Raw genomic sequence first — 23044 nt, 5'->3', positions numbered from 1 at the left:
CCTGACTGTGAGACCTGTCTGAAAGCATAGAACCGTTCAACGAATAGGGATGGCATTTTGCCAATGCAAAGCATTGTTCTCCTGCTGTGGCTTGCCTTGTGCACCGAACAAGATGTCCGTGAACGACAAATCTCCAACGCCCTGACCCTGGGCGTCGCAGCGTGCGCCCTGGCCTGGCTGTTCGCCACCGGACGCAGCTGGATCGGCGCCGACGCCAGCGAGGCCGGCTGGGGCCTGGCCATCGTCATGCTGCTCACCCTGCCCGGCTACATGCTTGGCCGCTTCGGCGCCGGCGACGTGAAACTGATGGGCGCCCTGGCCCTGGCCACCAGCCCGCAGTACGTGCTCGGCACCTTCATCGGCGCCGGGGTCACCGTCCTGGCCTGGATGTTCGGCCGCCGGCGCCTGTGGACCCTGCTCAACCCCAAGGTGAAGAAGCGCCTGCAGGCGCTGGCCGAACAGGTCGGCGACAAGCAGCCCTTCGCCCCCTATGTGCTCGCGGGCTTCCTTCTGACAGCCGTATGGATCCAATAAACGACCGAAGGGTCGTAATCTGGAGTAGGACCGATGTACATAACGGCAAAGTGCGACTACTTTTCTAACTGCCAGAGCGTCTGGCCCGGGAGCAGGGCCGATACAACAGGGAGTTGATCGTGAACAAACCCGTCAGTGAGGTGAAAGTGCTGGTGGTCGACGACCAGCCAGTGATCGTCGAAGAGTTATGCGAGTTCCTCGAAAGCGAGGGCTACCGTTGTGTCCCCGCCCACTCCACCAGCCAGGGCATCGACTGCTTCAAGGCGGACGAGACCATCGGCCTGATCCTGTGCGACCTGCACATGCCCGAACGCGATGGCATCGAACTGGTGCGCACACTGAAGCAGATCGCCGGGCCGCAGCGCATGTTCGAGGCGATCATGTTGACCGGCCGCGCCGACAAGCAGGACGTGATCCGCGCCCTGCGCGAGGGCTTTGCAGACTACTACCAGAAACCCATGGACCTGGAAGAGTTGCTCGAAGGCGTGCGTCGGCAGGAAGCCGCGCTGCTGGAGCGGCGGCGCAACTTCCGCGAACTGGGCAGCCTCAACCAGCGCCTGCAGGAGTTGGCCGAGTCCATCGACGACCTCTACCAAGACCTGGAAAAAGCCCGGGGCCAGGGCGCTCATCGGCGCGCCGGCGATAGCGAGGAAGGCGAGCCGGAGCTGCCGGCGGCGTTCGAGAAGCTGTCGCCGCGGCAACTGGAAGTCGCCCGGCTGGTGAGCAAGGGCAAGACCAACTACCAGATCGCCTGCGAACTGGGCATCACCGAAAACACGGTGAAGCTGTACGTGTCCCAGGTGCTGCGCCTGACCCACATGCACAACCGCACGCAGCTGGCGCTGGCGCTGACCCCACGCTCTTCGCCGGTGCATCAGCGCTTTACCACCCATTGATCTGCTGACGACCGCCAACCAGCGTGACTGGGGCTGCTGCGCAGCCCATCGCCGGCAAGCCGGCTCCCACAGGTTTGCGCAAACTTCAGGCAGTACGTGGCCCTTGTGGGAGCTGGCTTGCCAGCGATGGGGCGCAGAGCGGCCCTTATCGTTTTGCTGACTGCATCAACCTGTGCGCTCTCAATTGTTCGACGAACTGATCTTGGTCCAGCGGTAGAAATCCGGGATCGGATACTTGTAGCTGTCCAGCCAGCGCTGCATGGCCTGGTCGCGTTCCTTGTCGGTCTGCACCTGGCGCACGCTGGAGGCCTGGCGGTTGCTCGCCTGCACCTGCAACAGGGCTTCGGTGGCGGTCTGCGGGCGCGGCTGGCGCGGCGGGTCTTCGGCCAGTGCCGGCAGTGACGCGCCCAGGCAGGCCAGGACGATCCAGGGTTTGAACATGATCACCTCCGCTCAGTTGATGGCCGCGGCCGGGGATTCGGTGGCGGCCAGCGGGCCACGCCCGTTGGCAAGGATGCGCTGCGCCCGGGCCTGGGCCTCGGCGAACTGTTCGGGCTTAAGGTGCAGGCGATTGACCAGATCCTCCGCCTGGCGCCAGTTGTCCTGCACCAGCGACAAGGTCACCAGGTTGACGGCCGGCAGCGGGTTGTCGTCCTTGAGTTCGATGGCGGTGAGAAATTCGAAACGCGCCTGTTCGTGATTGCCCAGGTTCATCTGCACCACGCCCAGGTCGTTACGCACCTTCTCGTCGGTGGGCGCCAGCCGCGCCGCGCGTTGCAGATTGCGCAGGGCTTGGGGGTCGTCGCCACGGGCCGAGGCCAGTTGCCCCAGGCCGTGCTCGCCTTCGGCGGCCAGGCAGCCGCCGAGCAGGCTGCGGTAAAGCGGTTCGGCCTCTGGGCGCCCAAGCAGGCGCAGCACCTTGGCCTTGCGCAGACGCACCTGGTCGAGCTGCTCGGGCAACTGCTCCAGATGGGCCAGCCCGGCGTGCGGGCGGCCTTCGCTGATCATCTGGTCGGCCATGTCCAGGCTCAACTGCTGGTCAGCGTCGGGCTTGCCACAAGTGCCGCCGCCCAGCAGCCGCGCCAGGCCTTCGGGAGGCTGCCCGGCGCAGCCGGTGAGCAGCAGCAGGCTGATGAAGGTCAGGATGGCTTTCATTGTGCATCTCCCCTTTCAATACGCAGACGTGCAGGCGCTCATGAGCCCAAGGCCCGCGCCAGGGCGGAAAACCCCGGCCCGGCCAGGACGATGAGCAGAGCCGGGAACAAGAACACCATCATCACCGCCGACATCTTCGCCGACATCTTCGATACCCGCTCCTGCAGGCCGGTCAGGCGGCGGTCGTCGAGCAGTTCCTTGAGCGCCAGCAGCGACTTCATCGAGCCACTGCCCTGCACCAGCAGTTGCTGGAGAATGACGCAGGTGTCGATGAGCTCGTCCACCGCCAGCAGGCGCGCGGTCTTTTCCAGCTCCGGGCCCAGGGCCAGGCCGGAATCGACCCGCTGCAACACCAGGCGCAACTCGTCGCTGATGTTCGGCACCAGGCTGCGGCCTTCCTGGGCCAGCACCCGCAGAGCCTGCTCCACCGCCAGCCCGGTTTCGAAAAGAATGCGCAGCAATGGGATCAACAGGCTCACCTCCCCGGCGATCCGCCGCTGGCGCCGAGCCGCCGCCACGACCAGCAGGCGCTTGGGCAACAGGTAGCCCGCGCCCAGCGCACAGAGCACCAGCACGCCCCAGTGCCCAGGACTTTCTCCGGGCAGACCATGAGCCAGCAACAGCGTCACCCCCACCGCCAGCAGTGGCGACCCCAACTGCACGGCGGCAAACAGCGCGCGTTGCCGGCTGCGTCGCCAGCCCAGGCGGTCGAGCAGCGCCTGGGTCTCGCCGTCCAGCCTTTGCAGGCGCCGTCCCCAGGGGCTGCTGCCCAGCCACTGCAACCAGTCGCCGAGGCGCTCGTCTCGGTCAAGCCGCCCCTGCAGGCGCCGCGCCACGCGCTGGCGAGCGCGCCACTGGCCGATGGCCTGCGCGGCCAGCAGGGCGAACGCGGCGAACAGGCACAGGGCGCTGAGCATCAAGGCCATGGTCACAGGCTCCTCATCATGCGCCACAGCACCAGGCAGCCGACCGCCTGCATGACAAAGGCAAACAGCAGCATCATCTGGCCGCTGGCGTCACGCCACATGGCCAGCAGGTAGGTCGGGTTGGCGAACAGGAAGTAGCCGACCATCACCAGCGGCAGCGCGGCGAGGATCCACGCGGTGATGCGGGTCTCGCCGGTCATGGCGCGCAGTTGCCGGTCGCCCTGCTCGTGCTCGCGGATCAGCTTGATCAGGTTCTCCATCAGTTCGCTGGCGTTGCCGCCGTGGCGCTGGTTGATGCGCAGCCCCAGGGCGAACATGCGCAGCTCGGCCTGGCCGTAGAGTTCGGCGAACTCGCTGACGGCATCCTCCAGCGGCACACCGAGCTGCACGTTGCGCCGCACCCGCAGCATCGCCGAGCGCAACGGCTCGCGGGTGCTGTCGACGCCGCCAAGCACCGCCTCGTTGAGGGTGCGCCCGGCCTTGAGGCTGCGCACGCTGTAGTCGAGCAGGCCGGGCAATTGCTGGACGATTTGCTGCAGGCGGCGCCGGCAGCGCCAACCCAGGTACAGGTGGCCGAGCAGAGGCAAGCCCGCCAGCACCATCAGCGCCGCCGCCCAGCCGGCCAGCAGGCCGGCGAGCAGGGTCAGCGCCAGCCAGCCCAGCAGCCAGGGGCGCGGGGAAAAATCGGCATGGGCAAGGCCTGCACGCTGCAGCAACGGGTCGAGCCAGTCGCGCCGTGCCGTGCCGCTGCGCACGGCACGGTAGGCCCGGCCCAGGCGTTCGAGGATGCGCTCCTCGCCGCGCTTGTACAGGCCCAGGCGCCACAGCAGCAAGGCCATGCCCAGACACAGGGGCGACAGCGCCAGCAGCAGCGGGCCCATCACAGCACTCCTTCGTGGCGCAGCTTGCCGCCGGCGGGGTTCGGCGCCTCGCGCAGAAAGCCTTCGCCACTGCGCCGGTCCAGGCGGAACAAGGTGTTGGTGACATACACATCGTCACGCACCCCGACCACTTCCAGCACCTCGCTGACGCAGCGCCGGCCATCGGCCAGGCGGGTCAGCTGGATCACCACGTCCAGCGCGGCGCAGATCATCTGCCGCAGGGTCTTCTCGGCGACCTGCCGGCCGGTCAGGCCGACCAGGGTCTCCAGGCGCAGCAGGGCGTCCTGGGCGGTATTGGCATGCACCGTGCTCATCGAACCGTCGTGGCCGGTGTTCATCGCGGTCATCACATCGAGCACCTCGGCGCCGCGGATCTCACCGAGGATGATGCGGTCGGGGCGCATGCGCAGGGCATTGCGGATCAGCTCGCTGGCCTTGATCTCGCCGTGGCCCTCGGCATTCGGCGGGCGGGTTTCCAGGCGCACCACGTGCGGGTGGTGCAGCTGCAGTTCGGCCACGTCCTCAATGGTCACCAGGCGCTCCTGGGGCGCGATCATCTGGCTGAGGATATTGAGCAGGGTCGTCTTGCCGGTGCCTGTGCCGCCACTGACCAGGATGTTGCAGCGCCGGCCCACGGCGCGTTCGAGAAAGTCGTAGATGGGCTGGTCGATGGCCCGGGTGGCCAGCAGGTCGGCGCTCTTGAGCATGTCCTGGCGGAACTTGCGGATCGATAGGCACGGCCCGTCCAGGGCTACCGGCGGGATGATCGCGTTGACCCGGCTGCCATCGGGCATGCGCGCATCGACCATCGGCGACGACTCGTCCAGGCGCCGGCCCAGGGGCGCGAGGATGCGCTGCATGACCCGCTCGACATGGTGCGCGTCGATAAAGCGCAGGTCGGTCTGCTGCAGCAGGCCGGAGCGCTCGACGAATACCCGGTACGGGCCGTTGACCAGGATCTCGGTGACGCTCGGATCGCGCAGCAGCACCTCCAGCGGACCATAACCGGTGAGCTCGTCGACGATCTCCTCGGCCAGGCGCTCCATCTCGTAGCGCGACAGCGCCAGGCGCAGGCGCGCCACATAGTCGCCCACCTGCTCGAGGACGAACTGCGCCAGCACCGGCCGCGCGCCCTCCAGCAGGTTGCGGCCGCTGTCCTCGATGGCATCGATCACGTGCCGGTGCAAGGCGCGCTTGAGCGCCTGCGGATCACTGGCCGCGTGACGTGGCCCGCCAAAGGGCTCTTCGCTGATCATCGGTTGCCCCACAGCCGGCGCAGCCAGGTCTGGCCCGGCGGCGCCAGGTTTTCCGAGCGCCGCGCCAGGCGCTCGCCAAGCCCGCGCAGGGCCTGGGTAAGGCTTTCGCGCGGGGCCAGTTCGAACAGACTCAGGCCCTGGTTCTTGGCGTTCAAGCGCACTTCCGGGCTGTACGGCATGACCTTGAGCAAGGGCAGCCCGTAGCGCTTGGCCAGGGCCTCGGCATCCGGCGCCACCTGGCGCAGGTAGCGGTCCACCAGCAGGCTGGCGTGTTCGAGCTTGATGCCACGGTCGCGCCACTGCTCGAGCACGTCGAGATTGCGCCGGCAGTCGAGGATGTTCTGGTCGGTGTAGACGATCAGCTTGTCGCAGTGGCTGACCAGGGTCCGCAGCGCCTCGCTGTCGGCCTGCCCGGTGAGGTTCACGACGATGTGCTGGAAGTGCTGGCGCAGAGCGCCGAGGAGCATGTGCAGCTCGGCGGCGCTGGACTGCTGCAGGGCCTCGTCGTTGTCGGCATAGGCGAGGATGCGCAGGCCGCCCTTGTCGCGGGTGAAGGCGCTGTCGATCAAGGTGGCGTCGAGCCGGCGCAGGTGGCGCAGGGCATCGCCGAAATGGAACGACGCCTCAAGGCCCAGCAAGGCCAGGCTGTCGCCGCGGGGCAGGCCAAGGTCGAGCAGCAGGGTCTGCTGCCCGCTCTCCTGTACCACCCGCGCCAGGTGGGTGGTGAGCAGCGCGCCGTCGGCGCCGCGCTGGGCGCCGTAGAGCACGGTGAGGCCGCCGAGGCTGGGGTTGCTGGTGGCCGTCGGCAAGCGCTTGCCCAGGCGCCGCACCAGCCCCGCCACCTCGCTGGCGCGCGAGCCGTAGGCGACGAAGTCGCGGGCGCCGGCGCGCATGGCGTGCAGCACCAGCTGGTTGTCCATGCCGTCGCCGAGGGCGACGATGGCCAGCATCGGCTTGGCTTCCAGCAGGCCCTCGATCAGCGCGCACTGGCCAATCAGCTGTTCGCGGTCCAGGCCGATGAACACCAGGTTGCTGAAGGTCATGTCGACCAGCGCCAGCAACTCGTCGAGGTTCGCACTGCTGGCGCCGATCACCTGCCCCAGCGGCGCCAACGCGCCCTGCAGCCAGTGCAGGTCTTCGTCGTTGCGGGTCAGGGCCAGGTAGGTCTGGTTCAGGCTTTCGCTCATTGGGACAACCCGCCACGGCCTTCGAAATTGCCGTTTTCCATGAAGAACAGGCGGCCCCAGCTGGGGTCGTAGGTGCGCAGCGCCTCGCCCGGCAGCTCCGGCAGGCGCGCATTGGCGGCCAGTGGCTGGACCAGGTGCGGGGTAACGATCATCAGCAGTTCGGTCTCTTCGCGGTTGAGCGCCGACTGGCGGAAGAACGCGCCGATGATCGGCAGGTTGCCCAGGCCCGGCATCTTGTCCACGGCCGAGCGCACGTTGCTGCTGATCAGCCCGCTGATGATGAAGCTCTCGCCATCGGCCAGCGAGATGCTGGTGTCGGTGCGGCGCACGCTCAGGCCCGGCACCTGGGTACCGGCGATGACCACTGCGTTGTTGTAGTCGAGCTCGCTGACCTCGGGCGCCACCTTGAGGGTGATGCGGTTGCGGCTGACCACGGTCGGGGTCAGCGCCAGGCGCACGCCGAACTCCTTGTACTCGATCGACACGTTGTCGCTGCCGCTGCTGGGCACCGGGATGGGGATCTCGCCACCGGCCAGGAAGCTCGCGGTCAGGCCGCTGAGCACGGTCAGGCTGGGGCGGGCCAGGGTGTAGGCGAAGCCGCTGTTCTCCAGGGCGTTGATCATCGCCAGGAAGCGGCTGCTGCCGCCGCCCCAGACAATGTTGAAAACGTCGTTGTCGAGCGGGATGCCGGGCCGCACATCGGCGTAGGTCACCGGGTTGGTGCCGGTGGCGATGCTCGGCACGTAACCGGGGCGCACCACAGTGTTGGGCACGGTATTGGGCGAGCCGATCAGGCTGTTGTTCGAGCCCTTGAAGAACAACCGCGCGCCGGCCTCTTTGTACTTCAGCCGGCGCACCTCGACGAAGCGGATATCGGCCTGCACCTGCACGGGCAGGTCCTCCTGGGCCGTGGGCAGTTGCGCGGTCTCTGCCATGTCGGCGCTGGCCCGGCCCTTGACGAACAGCATGGCGCGGTGCGGCTGGGCGGCGCAGTCGGTCCACAGCATCAGGCTGGTGCTGCCCTGCCCCACCGCTGTGAGCAGCACGGCCCGCTCGCCGCTGGGCTGCACATCGGCGACCTTGGGCTCGCCGACCGCCGCCCGGGTGATGGCCACCGGCAGGCGTAGTTCCTGCTGCAGGCCCTGATCCATCTCGATGACCGAGGGCAGTTGGCCGAAGGCCGCGCAACCCTTCGCGGCTGCCTGCGCCGTCGGTGCGAGCAAGGCCAGGGCCAGCAGCGCCGGGAGCAACCAGTTGCCTCGTGGAATAACACGCAAAGAACTACGCATGGATCGCATCCTTGCCGGTTCAGGGAGTCTTGTTGTTATCGCTGTTCTGCGCACCGCGGATGATCTGCATGGTCGACGCGCTCGCCGCCGCGGCCGCCGTCTGGCTGGCCAGGGGCACCTGGGACAGCTGGCTGAAGCGGTAGAGATCGCGGTTGGCCGTTTCCAGCTGCGGGCTGGCGTCCTGGCCGGACCAATAGCCCGCCAACAGCGCCTCGTCGGCACTGCGCACCGCCAGGCGCAGGGTTCCGGCCTGGGCGGCCAGCATCAGCCGGCTGGCCAGGGCCTCGGGTACGGCCAAGCCCACGGTACGCACCGGGTTGCCGCCAATGGACTGCTGGTCGCGGCGGGCCTTCTGCTCTTCGGCGGTCTGGGCCGGGCGCCCGTCGTTGGCCAGGCCCATCTGCTGGTCGACACTCAGCACGCGCAGGGCCGGCAGCACCACCTGGGCGGAGGACTGCGGGTTGTTGTTTTCTTCACGCAGGAACAGCAGCACATCGACGTAATCGCCTGGACGCAGTTGTCCGGCGGCACCGATCACATCGTCGATGGCCACCGCGACCGCCCGCTCATGGGCGCGAATCATCCGCGCCAGGGGGCCGCCGGCCTGGAAGCTCGATTCGTCCAGCCAGCTGCCCGCCGCCAGGGGTCGGTTGCTGCTGCGTCCGAGCACCTGGTCGAGCCGCTGGAACGCGCCGGCCGGGACTACCTGCAGGCGCTCTAGGAGCACATCCTCCTCGCTCAAGGGGGTGTTGGCCGCAATGGCTCTGCGCAGAATCACAATTGGCGAACGAGGAGGTTCCGGTGGCGCGACGGGTACGGGAGCGGCCGGGACAGCGGCTTCGGCAGGTGGCATCGCGGGCGCCGGCAGCGACTCCAGCGGACGGCTCAAGCGCAGGCCCCAGTACCCCGCGAGCAAGGCCGCGAGCAGGAACAGGCCGGCGAGGATCATGGTCAGGCGACTGCTCATCTGCGCTCTCCCTCACGCCCGGGACCAATGATGGCAAAAAGTAACTATTTCGCTATTGGACGGTAGCTGAGGCGCAGTCTTTCGCCATTACCTGCACCGGTTTTTTCGAGCCACGAAATTGACGCTTCACGAAAACAGAAACTTAGCGCCGCCAACTACAACCAATACTTTACGACTAATGCTTTTTTACATTTGCAGGCCGTCGCGGCTTGGCGATGCTCTGATGGCAAAGGGGTGTCACTTATCAAGCCCCTCCGACCGGCGCCCATCGAGCGCAAGGAGATGTGCCATGCTGCTGCAACAGATCCTCCTCCACGTGAAGACCTTCCTCCAGCGCAAGGACGGCGCCTCCGGTATCGAATACGCGGTGATCGCGGCCATGGTCGCGGTGGTGCTGGCCGGCTTCGTCCCGACCATCTCGGGCGAAGTGTCGGAGATCATGACCAAGATCCAGACCGCGATCACCCAATGACCGCGCCGCACCAGCGAGACCTGTAGCCCAACCGCCCGGAGCCGACCATGCCGACCTCTTCCTTGCGTCAACAGATTCTACTGGTGGACGACGAGGAAGAGGCCTTGCTGGAGCTGGCGGAGCTGCTGGAAAACGAAGGTTTCTGTTGTCACACCGCCAACTCGGTCAGGTCCGCCCTGCAACTGCTGACCCGCTACCCCGACGTCGCCCTGGTGATCACCGACCTGCGCATGCCCGAGGAAAGCGGCCTGGGCCTGGTCCAGCGCCTGCGCGACCACACCGCGCGCCAGCATTTGCCGGTGATCGTCATGTCCGGGCATGCCGACATGGAGGATGTCAGCGACCTGCTGCGGCTGCAGGTGCTCGACCTGTTCCGCAAGCCGATCTATCACGCCCGGTTGCTCGAGACGCTGGACAACCTGTTTCCCAAGTCGTTGATGCAGGCGGTGAAGTAACGCCGGACTCGGCACCGTACAACGCCCTTACAGAAGGCGCCGCTGACGCGGCGCATCGCCGACAAGCCGGCTCCCACAAGGAAAGCGCTCGAGTGCGCGGTCAGTGTGGGAGCCGGCTTGCCGGCGATGGGGGCACAGCCCCCTTACAATTGATAACTGAAACTCAGGTTCAGTCGTGGCCGCCGGTTGAAGCTGTCCAGCGCCATGTCCGACATCGGCTTGGCCACCTCCACCGCGATGTTGTAGTAGCGCATATCGCCAAAGCGCAGCCCCAGCGCCGCCGACGACATCTTCGAGTCGCGTACGTCCAGCGCGTTGAACCAGGCTCGCGCGGTGTCGAGCGCCACGTACGGCTGCACGACCTTGAGCCAGCCAGTGTCGCGCCGGAAGCTGTAGTTGAGCTCGTAGGCCAGCCCCCAGCCCTTGTCACCGGAACCCTGGTCGCTGGGATAACCGCGCCCGAAGTTCTGCCCACCGAACACCGCCCGCTCGCTGTCGGGCAGGCTGTCGTTGCTCCAGTAGGCCGCCGCCGATGCCACGCCCTGCCAGTTGTCGCTGAAGTTGTCGCTCTGCACGCCCGAGACCCGCAGGCGCAGGAAGTCCAGGTCGTAGTCGGCATTGGTGTTGGCGCCAAGGCGATCGAGGCCCTGGTACACACCGGCACTGAGAATGCGCAAGCGCCGGGCCTCGGCCTTGCGCCAGTCGCCTTCGAAGGACAGCGCGCGGATATCGGTCTCGCTGTCCAGGCGCAGGGGGAATCCCACCACCTGGTAATCGATGCGGTCGTTGACCACGTAGAAGCGCCCGACCACCTCCAGCCATTCACTGGGCGAGGCGATCAGCGATTGGCTGATGCCCACCGAGTAGCGTTCGTTCTCGCGGTGCTGGGTCAGGTCGATGCCGTTGTCCAGACGGATGCGCGCCTTGGGGTCGCTGCGATAGCGCGAAGCCGACAACAGCAGCTTCGACCCTTCGGCATCGAGGAACTGGCCGTAGTCGAGGCGGTAGTAATGCTCCTTGTCCTCGCCGGGCGGTACCAGCACGCTGGCGCTCAATTGTTCGGCAAAGCGGGTCTGCGCGTTGCTGCTGGCGCCCAGCAGCGCCTGCAGGTCGTCGCGGCTGCCGTCGTTGAGGCTCAGGGTAGTGGTAATGGGTTTGCGCGACACCTGGGCGAGCAGGCGGGTCGCGCCGTCGGTGGTCGCCGGTGGCGGCACCTGGGCCTGGAACGTCACCCCGGGGATACGCCCGGCCAGGCTGGTGTAGCGCTCGAAGCTTTCGCGGGTCAGCGGGCGCTCGGCCTTGAGCCGGTCCAGCAGCCGCTCCAGGTAGGCCCGCGCCGCGCCGATGTCGCCCTCGATTTGATAATCGTGGATGTAGCCTTCCACCAGCACCACCCGCACCCGGCCATCGGCGAAGTCCTGGGGCGGCAGGTAGGCGTACGACAGCAGGTAGCCGTCCCGCTGGTAGCGTTGGGTGAGACGGCGGGTGATCTCGATCAGCTCGGCAAGCGTGACCTCGCGCCCGATCACCGGCTGGAAATGCTCGCGCAGATCGCTCAGGGGGTAGACGGTGCCGCCTTCGAAGCGCACCTTGCGCACCGCCACCCGAGTGTTCATCAGCAACGGCGGTTGCCGCGCGGTGTCCACGCCAGGCACGCGCAAGCCGGGCTGGTCGGGCCGGTAGGCATCCACCGGCAGGTTGGGCGTGGGCAGGCGACGTTCGGTCTCGTTACTGTTGAGGAAACTCGGCAGGGGTTCACCCCGGGCCAGGCAGGCTGCGGACAGCCCCAGCATCGTCAGCAGCAATCGGCGCATTCGGACACTCCATGATCCACGGGTGGCGGGATGACCGACCGGCGAACGGTGCGCCGGTCGGTCTCACTCACCTTGAGCGTAGCCCGTGGCGTCAGCGCTGCCCGCCTGCCAGAGCCCCAGACACACCACTCAGCGCGCCACCAAGACCACCGGCCGGCGCGCCGCCGTTGACCAAGCTGCCCGCCTGGCCGAGCGTTGTACCGACCGCGGTCACCGTCGCGCCAACCTGGCTGACAACCGGGTTGCCTGTGCTCCCGGCCAGTTGCGCGCCGGCAGAGCCCACCGCGCCACCGACCTGGTTCAGCAACCCCGCCACGGGGGCGCCGACGCCGGTGCTGGCGCCAACTTGCTGGGTCACGCTGGAGACACCGGCGACCACCGGGTTGAGCCCGCTGCCCACCTGCTGGGTCAGCGCCGCCACCGGTGCCCCGGCAGCGCTGTTGGCCACGCCGTTGCCACCGAGCACAGTGCCCAGGCTGGCGACGGTATTGCCCGTCTGCACCGAAGTGCCGCCGATACCGTTTACGGTCGGGCTGGCGGTGCTCGCTGTCAGCCCACTGCCGGCACCGGCCACCACGCCGCCGACGGTTTCCAGCAGGCCGCTGCGTGGGCCGCCGGTAACAGGGGCCAGCCCGCTCGCCGTGCTGACTGTGGTGCCGGTATTGGCCACCGCCTGCCCGAGCGTGTTGCTCAAGGGGTTGCCGTTGCCCGCCCCCGCCAGTTGCTGGCCGGCCTGGTTCAGGGCACCACCGGTCTGGTTCAGCGCCTGGTTCAGCGGCCCGGCGAGCCCGGTCTGCCGCGTGGCATTGGCCGCCGTGTTTTCCACCAGCGAGACCACCGGCACCAAGGCATCGCTCACGCCTTGGGTCGCCCCGGCGAGCGGGCCGCTGGTGCCGACCGGCGACAGGGTGTCGCCGAGCATGGTCACGGCCTGGCCAACCCGGTCGACGCCTTGACCGGCCCCGGCGACCAGTTGGTTGACCACCGGCACCTGCTCGACCGGCCCGCTGCTGGCCAGCCCGGCCACGCCCTGGCCAAGGCCGGAGACGCCGCCGCCCAGGTCGGCGGTGGCCGCACCGACCACGCCGAGCGTGGTGCCCACGGCATTGTTGCCGGTACCCAATTGCCCCAGGCCCTCGCTCAGGCCATCGCCGACGCTGTTCACCGCAGTGCCGGCGGAGGACACCAGCGTGCCCACGCCACCGCTCAGCGAGGTATTGCCGGCAATGGGCAGCGCACCGATCACCTGGCCGAGATTGCTCACACCGTCACCGACCCCGGACACGGTATTGCCCAACTGGTCGACCACCTGGCCGGTGACCAGCGCAGTGGGTGTGGTGCCTCCACCACTACCGCCATCCCCACCACCGGGTGTGGTGCCGCCACCAGTGCCACCAGTGCCACCAGTGCCGCCACCGCCGCCACCGGTACCGGCGCTGCCATCACCCGGGGTCGTGGTGCCACCGCTACCGCCGCCACCACTGCCGCCCGTGCCATCGCCCCCGCTACCACCGGCTCCGGCACCCGCGCCGCCATCGGACGACGAACCATCAACCTCGCTGTGATGCCCGCCGCCGCCGCTGCTGCAACCGGCAAGGCCCAGACTCACGGCCATCGTCAGCGCCGTTGCCGCCTTGATCCACGCTTGAGTGTTCATGGAAGGACTCCCGCTGCTGCTAATTGTTTTGCTCACAACAGCAGTGAAAGCGCACGGCGCCGAATCGGGTAGCTCACAACTTGGTGTTAGTACCTGTGGCAGGGGCAATGAGGGCGGGAAAACAACCGAAATTTCAGTGGTTTGACGACGCGTACAGGGACGCGCCACGAAAGGATTAGTCGTAACTCATTAGTACAAGCGGCAAGCCCTGCCAGTGTTGCCGGGCTTGCCGACCGGGGCATCAGAAGTCGAAGAACACTGTCTCCCCATCGCCCTGGATACGAATGTCGAAGCGGTACGCCGTCTTGCCGTCCACTTCACAGCGCCGGGCAATCAAGGTCTCGCGCCGCTGCGGCTGCTCGATCAGGTTCAGCACCGGACACTTGGCATTCGCCTCGGCTTCATCATCGAAATACAGCCGGGTATGCAGGTGGATATTGATGCCACGGGCAAACAGGCTGAGATTGATGTGCGGGGCCATCGGCACACCCGCGGCGTTGTTCACCACCCCCGGCTTGACCGTGTGCAGGGTCCACTCGCCGGCATCGAAGGTGGTCGCGGTGCGGCCGAAGCTGTTGAAGACGTTCTCGAGGTGGTACTCGTCCTGGTAGCGGCCCTCGGCGTCGGCCTGCCACACCTCCAGAAACGAATCACGCACCAGGTGGCCATTGCCGTCGTACACCTGGCCGATCAGCAATATGTGCTCGCCCGGTGCATCGGGCCGGGCCAGGTGGTTGCAGATTTCCTGGTCACGGGTCGGGTTGCCGGCCGCTTCCAGGGCAAGGCCGATATGTACATAGGGGCCGGCGGTCTGCGAAGGGGTTTCCGGCAGCAGTTCGATAGGCATGACGGGCCTCCTCAGCGGTTTTCGAAGTGGGTCTGGCGCTGGCCGCGCAGGACGATGTCGAAGCGGTAGGCCAGGCAATCCATGGGGTTGGCGTGGCTCATGTCGAGCCTGGCGATCAGCCGTTCGACGGCGTCGGGGTTGGCGATCGACTTGACGATCGGGCACAGCGGGATCAGCGGGTCGCCCTCGAAGTACAGCTGGGTGATGAGCTTGGTGGCGATCGACGGGCCGCTGATGGAGAAGTGGATATGTGCCGGGCGCCAGTCGTTAGGGCCGTTGCGCCAGGGGTACGGGCCGGGCTTGATGGTGCGGAAGCTGTAGTAGCCGTCGCGGTCGGTCAAGCAGCGGCCGACACCGCCGAAGTTCGGGTCCAGCGGTGCCAGGTAGCGGTCGTTCTTGTGCCGGTAACGACCACCGGCATTGGCCTGCCACATTTCCACCAGGGTGTTGGGCACCGGCTTGCCATACTGGTCGACCACCCGCCCGGCAACGATGATGCGCTCGCCGATGGGCAGGCCGCCCTGGTTGAAGTTGAGCAGCAGGTCATGGTCGTGCTCGCCGAAGCGCAGGTGGGAAAAGTCCGGGCCGGTGCTTTCGCTGATCGACTGCGGGATGCTGACCAGCGCCTGGCGCGGGGAGCGCGCCACCGAGGTCTTGTAGTCGGGGGTGAAGGCCTTGGGGTGCCAGTTGCGATCACGGATCACGAAGCGGCTGGTGTCCTGGGCGGGCATGCCGGTTTCCTCTCTTGGAATTATCGAACGCCTGGGCGTGGCAGGCGGACTTGCAGTTTCCGGCAGGTGCGACGGGATGAATATTGAATTCAGCGGTCCCAGGCATAACCATTTGGTTATGTATCAGCGACGGGGGATACACCTCGGTCAGCGCTGAACTAATCTTTGACTTCATGTTTCAGCAACCGGAGAGCTCTACATGGAATGGCGAAAAGGCCGACGCAGCGACAACGTGGTCGATGCCCGCGGCGAAGGGGGTGGCGGCGGCATGCGCTTCGGCGGCGGCAAGGGCCTTGGGCTCGGCGCCATCCTGCTGATCGTCGGCATCGGCTGGCTTACCGGGCAGGACCCGCTGCAGATCCTCGGCCAGCTGGCCGGGCAGATGGAGCAGCAACAGACCGCCCCGGCCAACGTCGATGGCAAGGCACCACCGACCAACGACGAGCAGGCCGAATTCGTCGCCTCGATCCTCGGCGACACCGAGGACACCTGGAAGGCTCTGTTCGCCCAGGCCGGCAAACAGTACCGCGACCCCAAGCTGGTGCTGTTCAGTGGCCAGGTCAACTCCGCCTGCGGCTTCGCCTCATCGGCGGTCGGGCCGTTCTACTGCCCAGGCGACCAGCGCGTATACCTGGACATGACCTTCTTCCGCGAAATGGAAACCCGCTTCAAGGCCGCCGGCGACTTCGCCCAGGCCTATGTGATCGCCCACGAGATCGGCCACCACGTGCAGACCCTGCTCGGCGTCTCGGCCAAGGTCGACGCCGCACGGCGCAATGGCCAACGCATGGAGGGCGACAATGGCCTGCTGGTACGCCAGGAGCTGCAGGCCGACTGCCTGGCCGGAGTCTGGGCCTACCAAGCGCAGAAACGCCTGAACTGGCTGGAGCCGGGGGATGTCGAGGAGGCGCTGAACGCCGCCAACGCCATCGGCGACGATCGGCTGCAGCAGCAGGGCCAGGGCCGCGTGGTGCCCGATTCGTTCACCCATGGCACCTCGCAGCAGCGCGTACGCTGGTTCAAGGCCGGATTTTCCAGCGGCGACCTGAACCAGTGCGACACGTTCAGCGCGCGTAGCCTCTGAAATTGCCGTCCCCGGCGAGCCGGCTCCTGCTGCGGAGCCGGCTTACCCGCAAATGGCAACGTCAAAAACACAAACATATTCAACAAGTTACAAATTTGCCGAAAAAGCGTTTCAGCTTCTCCCTCCGTTGCCGATAAGTCCTACACAAATCTGCGGGCTACCTGACAACAACAACGCCCAGCTTTTGAGATCAAGTGAGCGAAATCATTTTCTGGGAGAGCGTGCATGAACAGTTGGTTCGCCAATATCAGCGTCAACCTCAAACTCGGCCTGGGCTTCGGCCTGGTCCTGGTCCTGACCGGCCTGCTGGCCCTGACCGGCTGGAACAGCCTGGGCAGCCTTATCGACCGCAGCAACTGGATGAGCGACATCACCCAGCTCAACAGTGACCTGACCAACCTGCGCGTAGCCCGCCTGCAGTGGATGCTGACCAACGGCGACGACGCCTCGGCAGGCAACGTCCAGGCCAAGCTCGACGCCTTCGGCAGCCAGCAGCAACACCTGGTCAACACCTTCAAGAGCCCCGAGAACCTCAAGCTGCTGCGCGAGCAGGGCCAGAGCATCAGCGAGTACCGGGTTTCGCTGGAGAAGATGCGCCAGGGCTACAAGACCACCCTCGCCGCCCGCGACTCGATGAACCAGGCTGCGGCCCGCGCCAACGACGCCATCGAAGCGATCAGCGGCGCCGTGCTGTCCAGCAGCGAAAGCGATGCCAGCCGCCTGGCCCAGTACCTGCTGATCAGCAAGGCCAAGCAACAACTGGTGCAGGTGCGCCTTGACGTGCGCAGCTACATCGCCGACCTGACCAGCGAAGCCGAGCAGGCCGCCCTGCGCCAGCTGGAGAACGCCCTCAACGAAATCGACAGCCTCAAGCGCCAACTGCCGGCCGAAGCCTCGCGCATCCAGCAGTTCGAAAGCGCCGTGCTGGCCTACCGCGATGCCGTGCGTCAGTTCCGCGACGCCACCGCCGCCATTGGCGTGGCCCGTGCCGAAATGACCGTGCAGGGTGCCGATATCGTCAAGCGCAGCGACGACCTGTACAAGATCCAGATCGAGCGCCGTGACGCCGAAAGCGTCCAGGCCCGCAGCCTGCAGACCACCGCTACCCTGCTGGCGCTGCTGGTCGGCGTGCTCGCCGCATTCATCATCACCCGCCAGATCACCCGCCCGCTGCGCGAGACCATGGACGTGGTCAACCGCATCGCCAGCGGCGACCTCACCCAGCAACTGCGCGTCACCCGCCGCGACGAACTGGGCGCCCTGCAGCAAGGCATCGCGCGCATGGGCACCACCCTGCGCGACCTGATCACCGGCATCCGCGACGGCGTGACCCAGATCGCCAGCGCCGCCGAAGAGCTGTCGGCGGTGACCGAGCAGACCAGCGCCGGCGCCAACAGCCAGAAGGTCGAGACCGACCAGGTGGCCACCGCCATGCACGAGATGGCCGCCACCGTGCAGGAAGTCGCGCGCAACGCCGAACAAGCCTCCCACGCCGCGACCAACGCCGACGACGAAGCCCGTGTCGGCGACAAGGTGGTGGGTGAAGCCATCAGCCAGATCGAGCGCCTGGCCCATGAAGTGCATCGCTCCACCGAGGCCATGACCTTGCTGCAGCAGGAAAGCCAGAAGATCGGCAGCGTCATGGACGTGATCAAGTCGGTGGCCGAGCAGACCAATCTGCTGGCGCTCAACGCCGCCATCGAGGCGGCCCGTGCCGGTGAAGCCGGGCGTGGTTTCGCCGTGGTCGCCGACGAGGTGCGTGGCCTGGCCCAGCGCACCCAGCAGTCCACCGAGGAAATCGAAGGCCTGATCGCCAGCCTGCAACAGGGCACCCAGCAGGTCGCCGAGGTGATGAACGGCAGCCGCAACCTGACCGACAGCAGCGTCGAGCTGGCACGCAAGGCCGGTGGTTCGCTGGAAAGCATCACCCGCACGGTGTCGAACATCCAGTCGATGAACCAGCAGATCGCCGCCGCCGCCGAGCAACAGAGCGCCGTGGCCGAAGAGATCAGCCGCAGCATCCTCAACGTGCGCGACGTGTCGGAACAGACCGCCGCGGCCAGCGACGAGACCGCCGCTTCCAGCGTCGAGCTGGCGCGCCTGGGTGGCCACCTGCAGACCCTGGTCAGCCAGTTCCGCGTCTGACACCGGTAACAACGGGGCCGCTGCGCGGCCCCGACTGCTGTTACTTGACGATCATCCCCACCCCGCGCCCACGCGGATCAGACGCCGTCTCCAGCTTCTCGCCGGTCACCCGGATCGCCTGGATGTCGCCCATCTCCCAACCCTGATCCTCCAGCACATAACCCATCTTCTTCAGGTCGTCAGCCACCTGCCCCTTGAGCGGCGCATAGCTGTCGAAGTAGATGGTGTCCTTGGGCAGCAGCTGGTGATGCACGCGCTGCGCCGCCACGGCCTTCTCCAGCGGCATGCCGAAGTCGTACAGGTTGTTCATCACCTGGAAGATCGAGGTGAAGATCCGCGAACCGCCCGGGGTGCCCAGCACCAGCACCACCTTGCCGTCACGCGCCACCAGGCTCGGGCTCATCGACGAGAGCATGCGCTTGCCCGGCGCGATGGCATTGGCGTCGCCGCCGACCACGCCAAAGGCGTTGGCCGCGCCCGGCTTGGCGCTAAAGTCGTCCATCTCGTCGTTGAGCAGGAAGCCCGCGCCCTTGACCACCACGCCACTGCCGTAGTCGAGGTTGAGGGTGTAGGTGTTGCTCACCGCATTGCCCTGCTTGTCGACGATGGAGAAGTGCGTGGTCTGGTGCGGCTCCAGCCCCGGCTTGACCTGGTCGGTTGCGGAAATCGCGTTGGGGTTGACCTGGGCGGCACGCTTGGCCAGGTAATCCTTGGCCACCAGCTGGTCGACCGGGACCTTGGTGAAAGCCGGATCGCCGAGATAGTCGGCGCGGTCGGCGAACACGCGCTTCTCGATCTCGGCCAGCAGGTGGATGTACTTGGCCGAGTTGTGCTCGACGCCCTTGAAGTCCGCCGCGCGGTCTTCCTTGATGCCCAGCAGCTGGGCCAGGGCGACGCCGCCGGAGCTTGGCGGCGGCGCGGTGTAGACCACGTTGCCGCGCCAGTTGATGGCGATCGGGTCACGCCACACGGCCTTGTAGTCCTTGAGGTCGTCCTTGCTGATCAGGCCCTTGTCGGCCTGCATCTGCGCCACCAGCAAGTCGGCGGTCTTGCCCTGGTAGAACTCGCTGACGCCCTTGTCGGCAATGCGCTCGAGGGTCTGCGCCAGCTCCGGCTGCTTGAACAGCTCGCCGACCTTCATGCTGCCGAAGTAGTCGTTGAAGTTGGTCGCGGTCTTGAACAGGCCCTGGGCGTCGTCGCGGTACTGGTACTGTTTCTGGGCAATCTTGAAACCGTTCTGCGCGTAGCCGATGGCCGGGGTCAGCAGCTCGCTCCACTTGAGCTTGCCGAACTTCTGATGCGCCTCCCACAGCCCCATCACCGTGCCCGGCACACCGGCCGCGCGCACGCCGACCAGGCTGAGGTTCTCGATCACCTCGCCCTTGTCGTCCAGGTACATGGTCTTGGTCGCGGCCTTGGGCGCCACTTCGCGGTAGTCGAGGAAGTAGGGCTTGCCGTCGACGAACAGAGTCATGAAGCCACCGCCGCCGATATTGCCGGCCTCGGGGTAGGTCACGGCCAGGGTGAAGGCGGTGGCGACGGCGGCGTCCACCGCGTTGCCGCCCTTCTTGAGGATGTCGGCGGCCACCTGTGCGCCATATTGATCAGGCGCGGCCACCGCGCCGCCTTCCAGCGTCACGGCAAAGGCGGAGGAGCAGCTCAGGATCGCGGCCCCGAGGGCCAGGGGCTGGAACATGACAATACGCATGCGCACTTCCTTGGTGTTGTTTTTGTTGATCAGTCATTAAGGCCGAAGCCCTGTAACTAAGCAAACACCCCGGTCGTTTCGCGCCGCCGACGGGCAGACCCTGTCGCGTTCAGGCAACTCAGCAGGCGTAGACCGCCAGCTTTTTCTGGATGAAATCGAGGAAGCACTGGATGCGCAGGGCCAGCTGGGTGTTGCGGTAGTAGACCGCGTGGATCGGCTGGCGATAGCCATTGTTGTGCTCGGCGAGGATCACATTCAGCCGGCCGGCGCGGATATCCTCGTGGGTCATGAAGTGCGACAGGCTGACGATGCCCTCGCCGGCGATGGCCAGCTGGCGCAGGGTCTCGCCGCTCGAGGCGACCAGCTGCGGGCGGATCGCCCAGCGGTCGCCCTGGGCATGGCGCAGTGGCCACTGGTTGAGCGACTCGAGGGAGCTGAAGCCGAGCAGGCAATGGGCCTCGAGGTCCTCGACCCGCTGCGGCGTGCCATGCCGGGCCAGGTAGTCGGGGCTGGCAAGCACCTGCACCGGGCTGCAGCCGAGCGAACGGGCGTGCAGGCTGGAGTCGGCCAGTTCGCCGATGCGGATGGCCACGTCGGTGCTTTGCTCCAGCAGGTCGATGATCAGGTCGTCGGTGTTCAGCTCCAGCTCGATGCCGGGGTACTGCTGACGGAACTCGCCGATCCACGGCAGGATCGCGTGCAGCATGAACGGCGCGGCGGCGTTGATGCGCAGGCGCCCGGTCGGGGTCTGGCGGTTCAGCGACAGGCGCTCTTCCATGTCGTCCATCTGCTCGAGGATCGCCCGGGCGCGCTCCAGGAAGAAACGCCCTTCCTCGGTCAGGTCCATGCGCCGCGTGGTGCGGTTGACCAGCGTGGTGCCGAGCTTGCCCTCCAGGCGCGACAGGGTGCGGCTGACTGCGGAGGGGGTCTGGCCGATCTGCTCCGCGGCGGCGGAGATCGAGCCGCTGTCGATGACGGCGACAAATACCTGGAGTTCTTCGGATCGGGTTTTCACGCTGATGGCCTTGGCAGGTGGATGCCGTGATTCATAGCGGTTGGGCAGCAACCGCGCAAGGGGCCGCTACGCGCCCCTTTCGCCGGCAAGCCGGCTCCCACACCGTGCGCTTCAGCCTTGAGCCATGCGCCATCTTGTGGGAGCCGGCTTGCCGGCGAGAGGCCCGTGCAGGAACAACAAGACAGTTGGAGCCGCGCTGTCATTGAGCCTTGCCAAACACCTGGTCCAGATGCTGCTCATAAGCCGCCAGCGCCGCCGGCACATCCGGGCGCTTCATCACATCCACGGCCAGGTAGGTCGGCAGGCCCGTCATGCCGAGGAACTGGTTAGCCTTGTGGAACGGGAAGTACACCGCGTCCACGCCCTTGCCCTCGAAGAAGTCGCTAGGGTCATCGAACGCCTGCTGCGGCGCGTTCCAGGTCAGCGACAGCATGTATTGCTTGCCCTGCACCAGGCCGCCACTGCCGTACTTCTGCGAAGCATCGGAGCGGGTACGGCCATCGTTGGCGTACAGGCTGCCGTGGCCGGCGGTGAACACGTCGTCGACGTACTTCTTCACGGTCCATGGCGCGCCCATCCACCAACCGGGCATCTGGTAGATCACCACATCCGCCCAGAGGAATTTCTCCACCTCGGCCTGGACGTCGTAGCCACCATCGATGAAGGTTTCGCGCACATCGAAACCGGCACGGTCCAGATGGGCCAGTGCGGCATCGTGCAGGGTCTGATTGAGACGGCCTTCGGAATGGGCGAAGCGTTTACCGCCGTTGAGCAGGAGAATCTTTTTCATGGGAGGGTCAGCCCTGTAAGTGAAGTTGCCGGCAGGTTAGGCAACCGGGCGCCGGGGAAACAGCCAGGGCTGGGCAAAATTCTTTTGCCTGTAAATCACGAATGGTAAACATATTGTTGATTTAGAATTTGCTCACTCCCCTTACAGAGCGTTTCCCCATGACCGAGCAATACGCCTTCATCCTCAAGGCCAAGACCCGCCCGGAGCAGGCCGAGGCTTTCGAACAGCTGTTCCGTCCTTACGTGGAGCCAAGCCGCCAGGAGCCGGGCTGCATCGAGTACCACATGCTGCGCGACAAGGCAGACCCGAGCCTGTTCGTGTTTTTCGAGGTGTGGGCCAGCAAGGACGCGCTGGACGTGCATTCGGCACTGCCGCACATGCGTGCGTTCTTCGAAAATCGCATGGATTACCTGGAGCGCGATTTCGATATCCAGATGATCGATATGCTCAGCGCTTCGTCCGCTAGCCGTTGACCAGCAGGTGCCCGCCCAGCAGCGCAAGGCCGATGAAGAAGCAGCGCTTGAACAGCGCTGCGCTGATCCGTCCGCGCAGCCACTGGCCGGCGAACATGCCCAGCAACGCCGGCGCCAGCACCAGCAGTGAAGCCCCCAGGGCCTGGCCACCCAGGGCGTCCTGTCCGGCCAGGCCGACCGCCAGGGCCAGGGTCGAGACGGTGAACGACAGGCCCAGCGCCTGGACCAGCTCGTCGCGGCTCAAGCCCAGGCCCTGCAGGTAGGGCACCGCGGGCATGACGAACACGCCGGTGGCGGCCGTCACCACGCCCGTCAGCAACCCGCAGAGCGGCCCCAGCCAGGGCTCCCAGGCCGGCGCCACGCGCAGCCCTGGGCCCACCAGCCCATAGAGGGCATAGACCAGCAACGCGGCGCCCAGGCCATGGGCCGCCCACGGACCGCTGTCGATCCCCAGCCACACGCTGCCCAGCAGGGTGCCGATGAAGATCATCGCCAACATCCCGCCCAGGCGGCGCAACAGCGCGAGCAGGTGGCCGCCGGTCGCCAGCTGCCAGAGGTTGGTCAAGGTCGATGGCACGATCAGCAGCGCCGCTGCCTGCGCTGGCGCCATAGCCAGGCCGAGCAAGCCCATGGCGACGGTCGGCAACCCTAGGCCGATGACCCCCTTCACCGCGCCAGCCAGGAAGAAGGTCAGGATCACCAGCAATGACAGCGCCGGGCCGATGTTCTGATAAAACGCCAGGAAGGTATTCATGGCCACCA

The 23044-nt window shown here is 66.5% G+C and carries 23 protein-coding genes and 1 pseudogene; 8 read left to right on the top strand and 16 right to left on the bottom strand.

Annotation, left to right across the window (positions count from 1 at the left end; genetic code table 11):
- Window positions 1–63 precede the first annotated feature (63 nt).
- The gene (locus KSS90_RS03675; RefSeq protein WP_038706832.1) at window positions 64–534 is read left to right on the top strand and encodes an A24 family peptidase; all 471 of its coding nucleotides are present in this window, start codon (window positions 64–66) and stop codon (window positions 532–534) included.
- A 113-nt stretch (window positions 535–647) separates the two neighbouring features.
- Window positions 648–1430 carry a response regulator gene (locus KSS90_RS03670; RefSeq protein ID WP_437180051.1) on the top strand — a complete coding sequence of 261 codons (783 nt, stop codon included), beginning with the start codon at window positions 648–650 and terminating at the stop codon, window positions 1428–1430.
- Window positions 1431–1610: 180 nt separating this feature from the next.
- Here the strand turns inward: KSS90_RS03670 and KSS90_RS03665 are convergent, their stop codons facing one another.
- From KSS90_RS03665 to cpaB, 8 genes are read right to left on the bottom strand one after another with little or no spacing between them, the layout of a single operon-like run.
- Window positions 1611–1871 carry a DUF3613 domain-containing protein gene (locus KSS90_RS03665; protein WP_217868242.1) on the bottom strand — a complete coding sequence of 87 codons (261 nt, stop codon included), beginning with the start codon at window positions 1869–1871 and terminating at the stop codon, window positions 1611–1613.
- A gap of 12 nt (window positions 1872–1883) precedes the next feature.
- The gene (locus KSS90_RS03660) at window positions 1884–2585 is read right to left on the bottom strand and encodes a tetratricopeptide repeat protein (protein ID WP_217868241.1); all 702 of its coding nucleotides are present in this window, start codon (window positions 2583–2585) and stop codon (window positions 1884–1886) included.
- Between the two features lie 38 nt (window positions 2586–2623).
- Window positions 2624–3511 carry a type II secretion system F family protein gene (locus tag KSS90_RS03655; protein ID WP_217868239.1) on the bottom strand — a complete coding sequence of 296 codons (888 nt, stop codon included), beginning with the start codon at window positions 3509–3511 and terminating at the stop codon, window positions 2624–2626.
- 2 nt (window positions 3512–3513) lie between these two features.
- Window positions 3514–4395 (bottom strand): type II secretion system F family protein, encoded by an 882-nt coding sequence (locus KSS90_RS03650; protein ID WP_217868237.1) that lies wholly within the window; start codon window positions 4393–4395, stop codon window positions 3514–3516.
- On the bottom strand, window positions 4392–5648 hold the full coding sequence (locus KSS90_RS03645; RefSeq protein ID WP_217868235.1) for a TadA family conjugal transfer-associated ATPase: 1257 nt from the start codon (window positions 5646–5648) through the stop codon (window positions 4392–4394). The genes KSS90_RS03650 and KSS90_RS03645 overlap by 4 nt, the downstream gene beginning before the upstream one ends.
- Entirely contained in the window at window positions 5645–6835 is a 1191-nt protein-coding gene (locus tag KSS90_RS03640) for a CpaE/TadZ family protein (protein WP_217868234.1), read from the bottom strand. Before KSS90_RS03640 ends, KSS90_RS03645 begins: the two co-directional genes overlap by 4 nt.
- On the bottom strand, window positions 6832–8124 hold the full coding sequence (locus KSS90_RS03635) for a type II and III secretion system protein family protein (RefSeq protein ID WP_217868233.1): 1293 nt from the start codon (window positions 8122–8124) through the stop codon (window positions 6832–6834). Before KSS90_RS03635 ends, KSS90_RS03640 begins: the two co-directional genes overlap by 4 nt.
- Window positions 8125–8143: 19 nt before the next feature.
- On the bottom strand, window positions 8144–9091 hold the full coding sequence (gene cpaB, locus KSS90_RS03630) for a Flp pilus assembly protein CpaB (RefSeq protein ID WP_217868232.1): 948 nt from the start codon (window positions 9089–9091) through the stop codon (window positions 8144–8146).
- Window positions 9092–9380: 289 nt separating this feature from the next.
- Between cpaB and KSS90_RS03625 the strand changes: the two genes are divergently transcribed.
- Both KSS90_RS03625 and KSS90_RS03620 read left to right on the top strand, forming a co-directional pair.
- On the top strand, window positions 9381–9563 hold the full coding sequence (locus KSS90_RS03625; RefSeq protein ID WP_217868229.1) for a Flp family type IVb pilin: 183 nt from the start codon (window positions 9381–9383) through the stop codon (window positions 9561–9563).
- A gap of 47 nt (window positions 9564–9610) precedes the next feature.
- Window positions 9611–10018: a response regulator gene (locus KSS90_RS03620; RefSeq protein WP_217868225.1), complete on the top strand. Its 408-nt coding sequence runs from the start codon at window positions 9611–9613 to the stop codon at window positions 10016–10018.
- A 143-nt stretch (window positions 10019–10161) separates the two neighbouring features.
- Here the strand turns inward: KSS90_RS03620 and KSS90_RS03615 are convergent, their stop codons facing one another.
- The 4 genes from KSS90_RS03615 to pcaH form a co-directional block, all read right to left on the bottom strand.
- Window positions 10162–11832, bottom strand: coding sequence for a ShlB/FhaC/HecB family hemolysin secretion/activation protein (locus KSS90_RS03615; RefSeq protein WP_217868224.1), 1671 nt, complete (start codon window positions 11830–11832; stop codon window positions 10162–10164).
- Window positions 11833–11923: 91 nt separating this feature from the next.
- Window positions 11924–13489, bottom strand: coding sequence for a collagen-like triple helix repeat-containing protein (locus KSS90_RS03610; RefSeq protein WP_217868223.1), 1566 nt, complete (start codon window positions 13487–13489; stop codon window positions 11924–11926).
- A gap of 241 nt (window positions 13490–13730) precedes the next feature.
- Window positions 13731–14336 (bottom strand): protocatechuate 3,4-dioxygenase subunit alpha, encoded by a 606-nt coding sequence (gene pcaG / locus KSS90_RS03605; RefSeq protein ID WP_217868222.1) that lies wholly within the window; start codon window positions 14334–14336, stop codon window positions 13731–13733.
- A gap of 11 nt (window positions 14337–14347) precedes the next feature.
- Window positions 14348–15067 (bottom strand): protocatechuate 3,4-dioxygenase subunit beta, encoded by a 720-nt coding sequence (gene pcaH, locus KSS90_RS03600; RefSeq protein WP_094012489.1) that lies wholly within the window; start codon window positions 15065–15067, stop codon window positions 14348–14350.
- 199 nt (window positions 15068–15266) lie between these two features.
- Between pcaH and ypfJ the strand changes: the two genes are divergently transcribed.
- The 3 genes and pseudogenes from ypfJ to KSS90_RS25815 all read left to right on the top strand — a co-directional run bounded on the left by ypfJ (window position 15267) and on the right by KSS90_RS25815 (window position 18296).
- Window positions 15267–16151, top strand: coding sequence for a KPN_02809 family neutral zinc metallopeptidase (gene ypfJ, locus KSS90_RS03595; RefSeq protein ID WP_217868221.1), 885 nt, complete (start codon window positions 15267–15269; stop codon window positions 16149–16151).
- A 360-nt stretch (window positions 16152–16511) separates the two neighbouring features.
- Window positions 16512–17393: pseudogene (locus tag KSS90_RS25820) on the top strand (methyl-accepting chemotaxis protein); the annotation flags it as partial.
- A gap of 39 nt (window positions 17394–17432) precedes the next feature.
- Window positions 17433–18296, top strand: a complete 864-nt coding sequence (locus tag KSS90_RS25815; RefSeq protein ID WP_375538113.1) for a methyl-accepting chemotaxis protein — start codon at window positions 17433–17435, stop codon at window positions 18294–18296.
- A gap of 40 nt (window positions 18297–18336) precedes the next feature.
- Here the strand turns inward: KSS90_RS25815 and ggt are convergent, their stop codons facing one another.
- The 3 genes from ggt to mdaB all read right to left on the bottom strand — a co-directional run bounded on the left by ggt (window position 18337) and on the right by mdaB (window position 21809).
- Entirely contained in the window at window positions 18337–20004 is a 1668-nt protein-coding gene (gene ggt, locus KSS90_RS03585; protein ID WP_160290628.1) for a gamma-glutamyltransferase, read from the bottom strand.
- Between the two features lie 118 nt (window positions 20005–20122).
- Window positions 20123–21019, bottom strand: a complete 897-nt coding sequence (locus KSS90_RS03580; RefSeq protein WP_046854125.1) for a LysR family transcriptional regulator — start codon at window positions 21017–21019, stop codon at window positions 20123–20125.
- Window positions 21020–21218: 199 nt separating this feature from the next.
- Window positions 21219–21809, bottom strand: coding sequence for an NADPH:quinone oxidoreductase MdaB (gene mdaB, locus KSS90_RS03575; protein WP_217868219.1), 591 nt, complete (start codon window positions 21807–21809; stop codon window positions 21219–21221).
- Between the two features lie 158 nt (window positions 21810–21967).
- On the opposite strand from mdaB, the gene KSS90_RS03570 reads away from it, so the two are divergent.
- Entirely contained in the window at window positions 21968–22282 is a 315-nt protein-coding gene (locus KSS90_RS03570) for a putative quinol monooxygenase (RefSeq protein ID WP_217868218.1), read from the top strand.
- Here KSS90_RS03570 and KSS90_RS03565 read toward each other — a convergent pair.
- Window positions 22272–23036, bottom strand: coding sequence for a sulfite exporter TauE/SafE family protein (locus KSS90_RS03565; RefSeq protein WP_217868217.1), 765 nt, complete (start codon window positions 23034–23036; stop codon window positions 22272–22274). The genes KSS90_RS03570 and KSS90_RS03565 overlap by 11 nt on opposite strands.
- Window positions 23037–23044 lie beyond the last annotated feature (8 nt).

Source organism: Pseudomonas maumuensis (assembly GCF_019139675.1).
GTDB lineage: Bacteria > Pseudomonadota > Gammaproteobacteria > Pseudomonadales > Pseudomonadaceae > Aquipseudomonas > Aquipseudomonas maumuensis.
The sequence above is the reverse complement of the archived record's forward strand: the minus strand, read 5'-3'. Positions and strand labels throughout refer to the sequence as shown.

Excerpts from the sequence above, each read along its gene's own strand:
- KSS90_RS03675 (WP_038706832.1), top strand. The coding sequence starts at position 64 with ATGCAAAGCATTGTTCTCCTGCTGTGGCTTGCCTTGTGCACCGAACAA.
- KSS90_RS03665 (WP_217868242.1), bottom strand. The coding sequence starts at position 1,871 with ATGTTCAAACCCTGGATCGTCCTGGCCTGCCTGGGCGCGTCACTGCCG.
- KSS90_RS03660 (WP_217868241.1), bottom strand. The coding sequence starts at position 2,585 with ATGAAAGCCATCCTGACCTTCATCAGCCTGCTGCTGCTCACCGGCTGC.
- KSS90_RS03655 (WP_217868239.1), bottom strand. The coding sequence starts at position 3,511 with ATGGCCTTGATGCTCAGCGCCCTGTGCCTGTTCGCCGCGTTCGCCCTG.
- KSS90_RS03645 (WP_217868235.1), bottom strand. The coding sequence starts at position 5,648 with ATGATCAGCGAAGAGCCCTTTGGCGGGCCACGTCACGCGGCCAGTGAT.
- KSS90_RS03640 (WP_217868234.1), bottom strand. The coding sequence starts at position 6,835 with ATGAGCGAAAGCCTGAACCAGACCTACCTGGCCCTGACCCGCAACGAC.
- KSS90_RS03635 (WP_217868233.1), bottom strand. The coding sequence starts at position 8,124 with ATGCGTAGTTCTTTGCGTGTTATTCCACGAGGCAACTGGTTGCTCCCG.
- cpaB (WP_217868232.1), bottom strand. The coding sequence starts at position 9,091 with ATGAGCAGTCGCCTGACCATGATCCTCGCCGGCCTGTTCCTGCTCGCG.
- KSS90_RS03625 (WP_217868229.1), top strand. The coding sequence starts at position 9,381 with ATGCTGCTGCAACAGATCCTCCTCCACGTGAAGACCTTCCTCCAGCGC.
- KSS90_RS03620 (WP_217868225.1), top strand. The coding sequence starts at position 9,611 with ATGCCGACCTCTTCCTTGCGTCAACAGATTCTACTGGTGGACGACGAG.
- KSS90_RS03615 (WP_217868224.1), bottom strand. The coding sequence starts at position 11,832 with ATGCGCCGATTGCTGCTGACGATGCTGGGGCTGTCCGCAGCCTGCCTG.
- KSS90_RS03610 (WP_217868223.1), bottom strand. The coding sequence starts at position 13,489 with ATGAACACTCAAGCGTGGATCAAGGCGGCAACGGCGCTGACGATGGCC.
- pcaG (WP_217868222.1), bottom strand. The coding sequence starts at position 14,336 with ATGCCTATCGAACTGCTGCCGGAAACCCCTTCGCAGACCGCCGGCCCC.
- pcaH (WP_094012489.1), bottom strand. The coding sequence starts at position 15,067 with ATGCCCGCCCAGGACACCAGCCGCTTCGTGATCCGTGATCGCAACTGG.
- ypfJ (WP_217868221.1), top strand. The coding sequence starts at position 15,267 with ATGGAATGGCGAAAAGGCCGACGCAGCGACAACGTGGTCGATGCCCGC.
- KSS90_RS25815 (WP_375538113.1), top strand. The coding sequence starts at position 17,433 with ATGGGCACCACCCTGCGCGACCTGATCACCGGCATCCGCGACGGCGTG.
- ggt (WP_160290628.1), bottom strand. The coding sequence starts at position 20,004 with ATGCGTATTGTCATGTTCCAGCCCCTGGCCCTCGGGGCCGCGATCCTG.
- mdaB (WP_217868219.1), bottom strand. The coding sequence starts at position 21,809 with ATGAAAAAGATTCTCCTGCTCAACGGCGGTAAACGCTTCGCCCATTCC.
- KSS90_RS03570 (WP_217868218.1), top strand. The coding sequence starts at position 21,968 with ATGACCGAGCAATACGCCTTCATCCTCAAGGCCAAGACCCGCCCGGAG.
- KSS90_RS03565 (WP_217868217.1), bottom strand. The coding sequence starts at position 23,036 with ATGAATACCTTCCTGGCGTTTTATCAGAACATCGGCCCGGCGCTGTCA.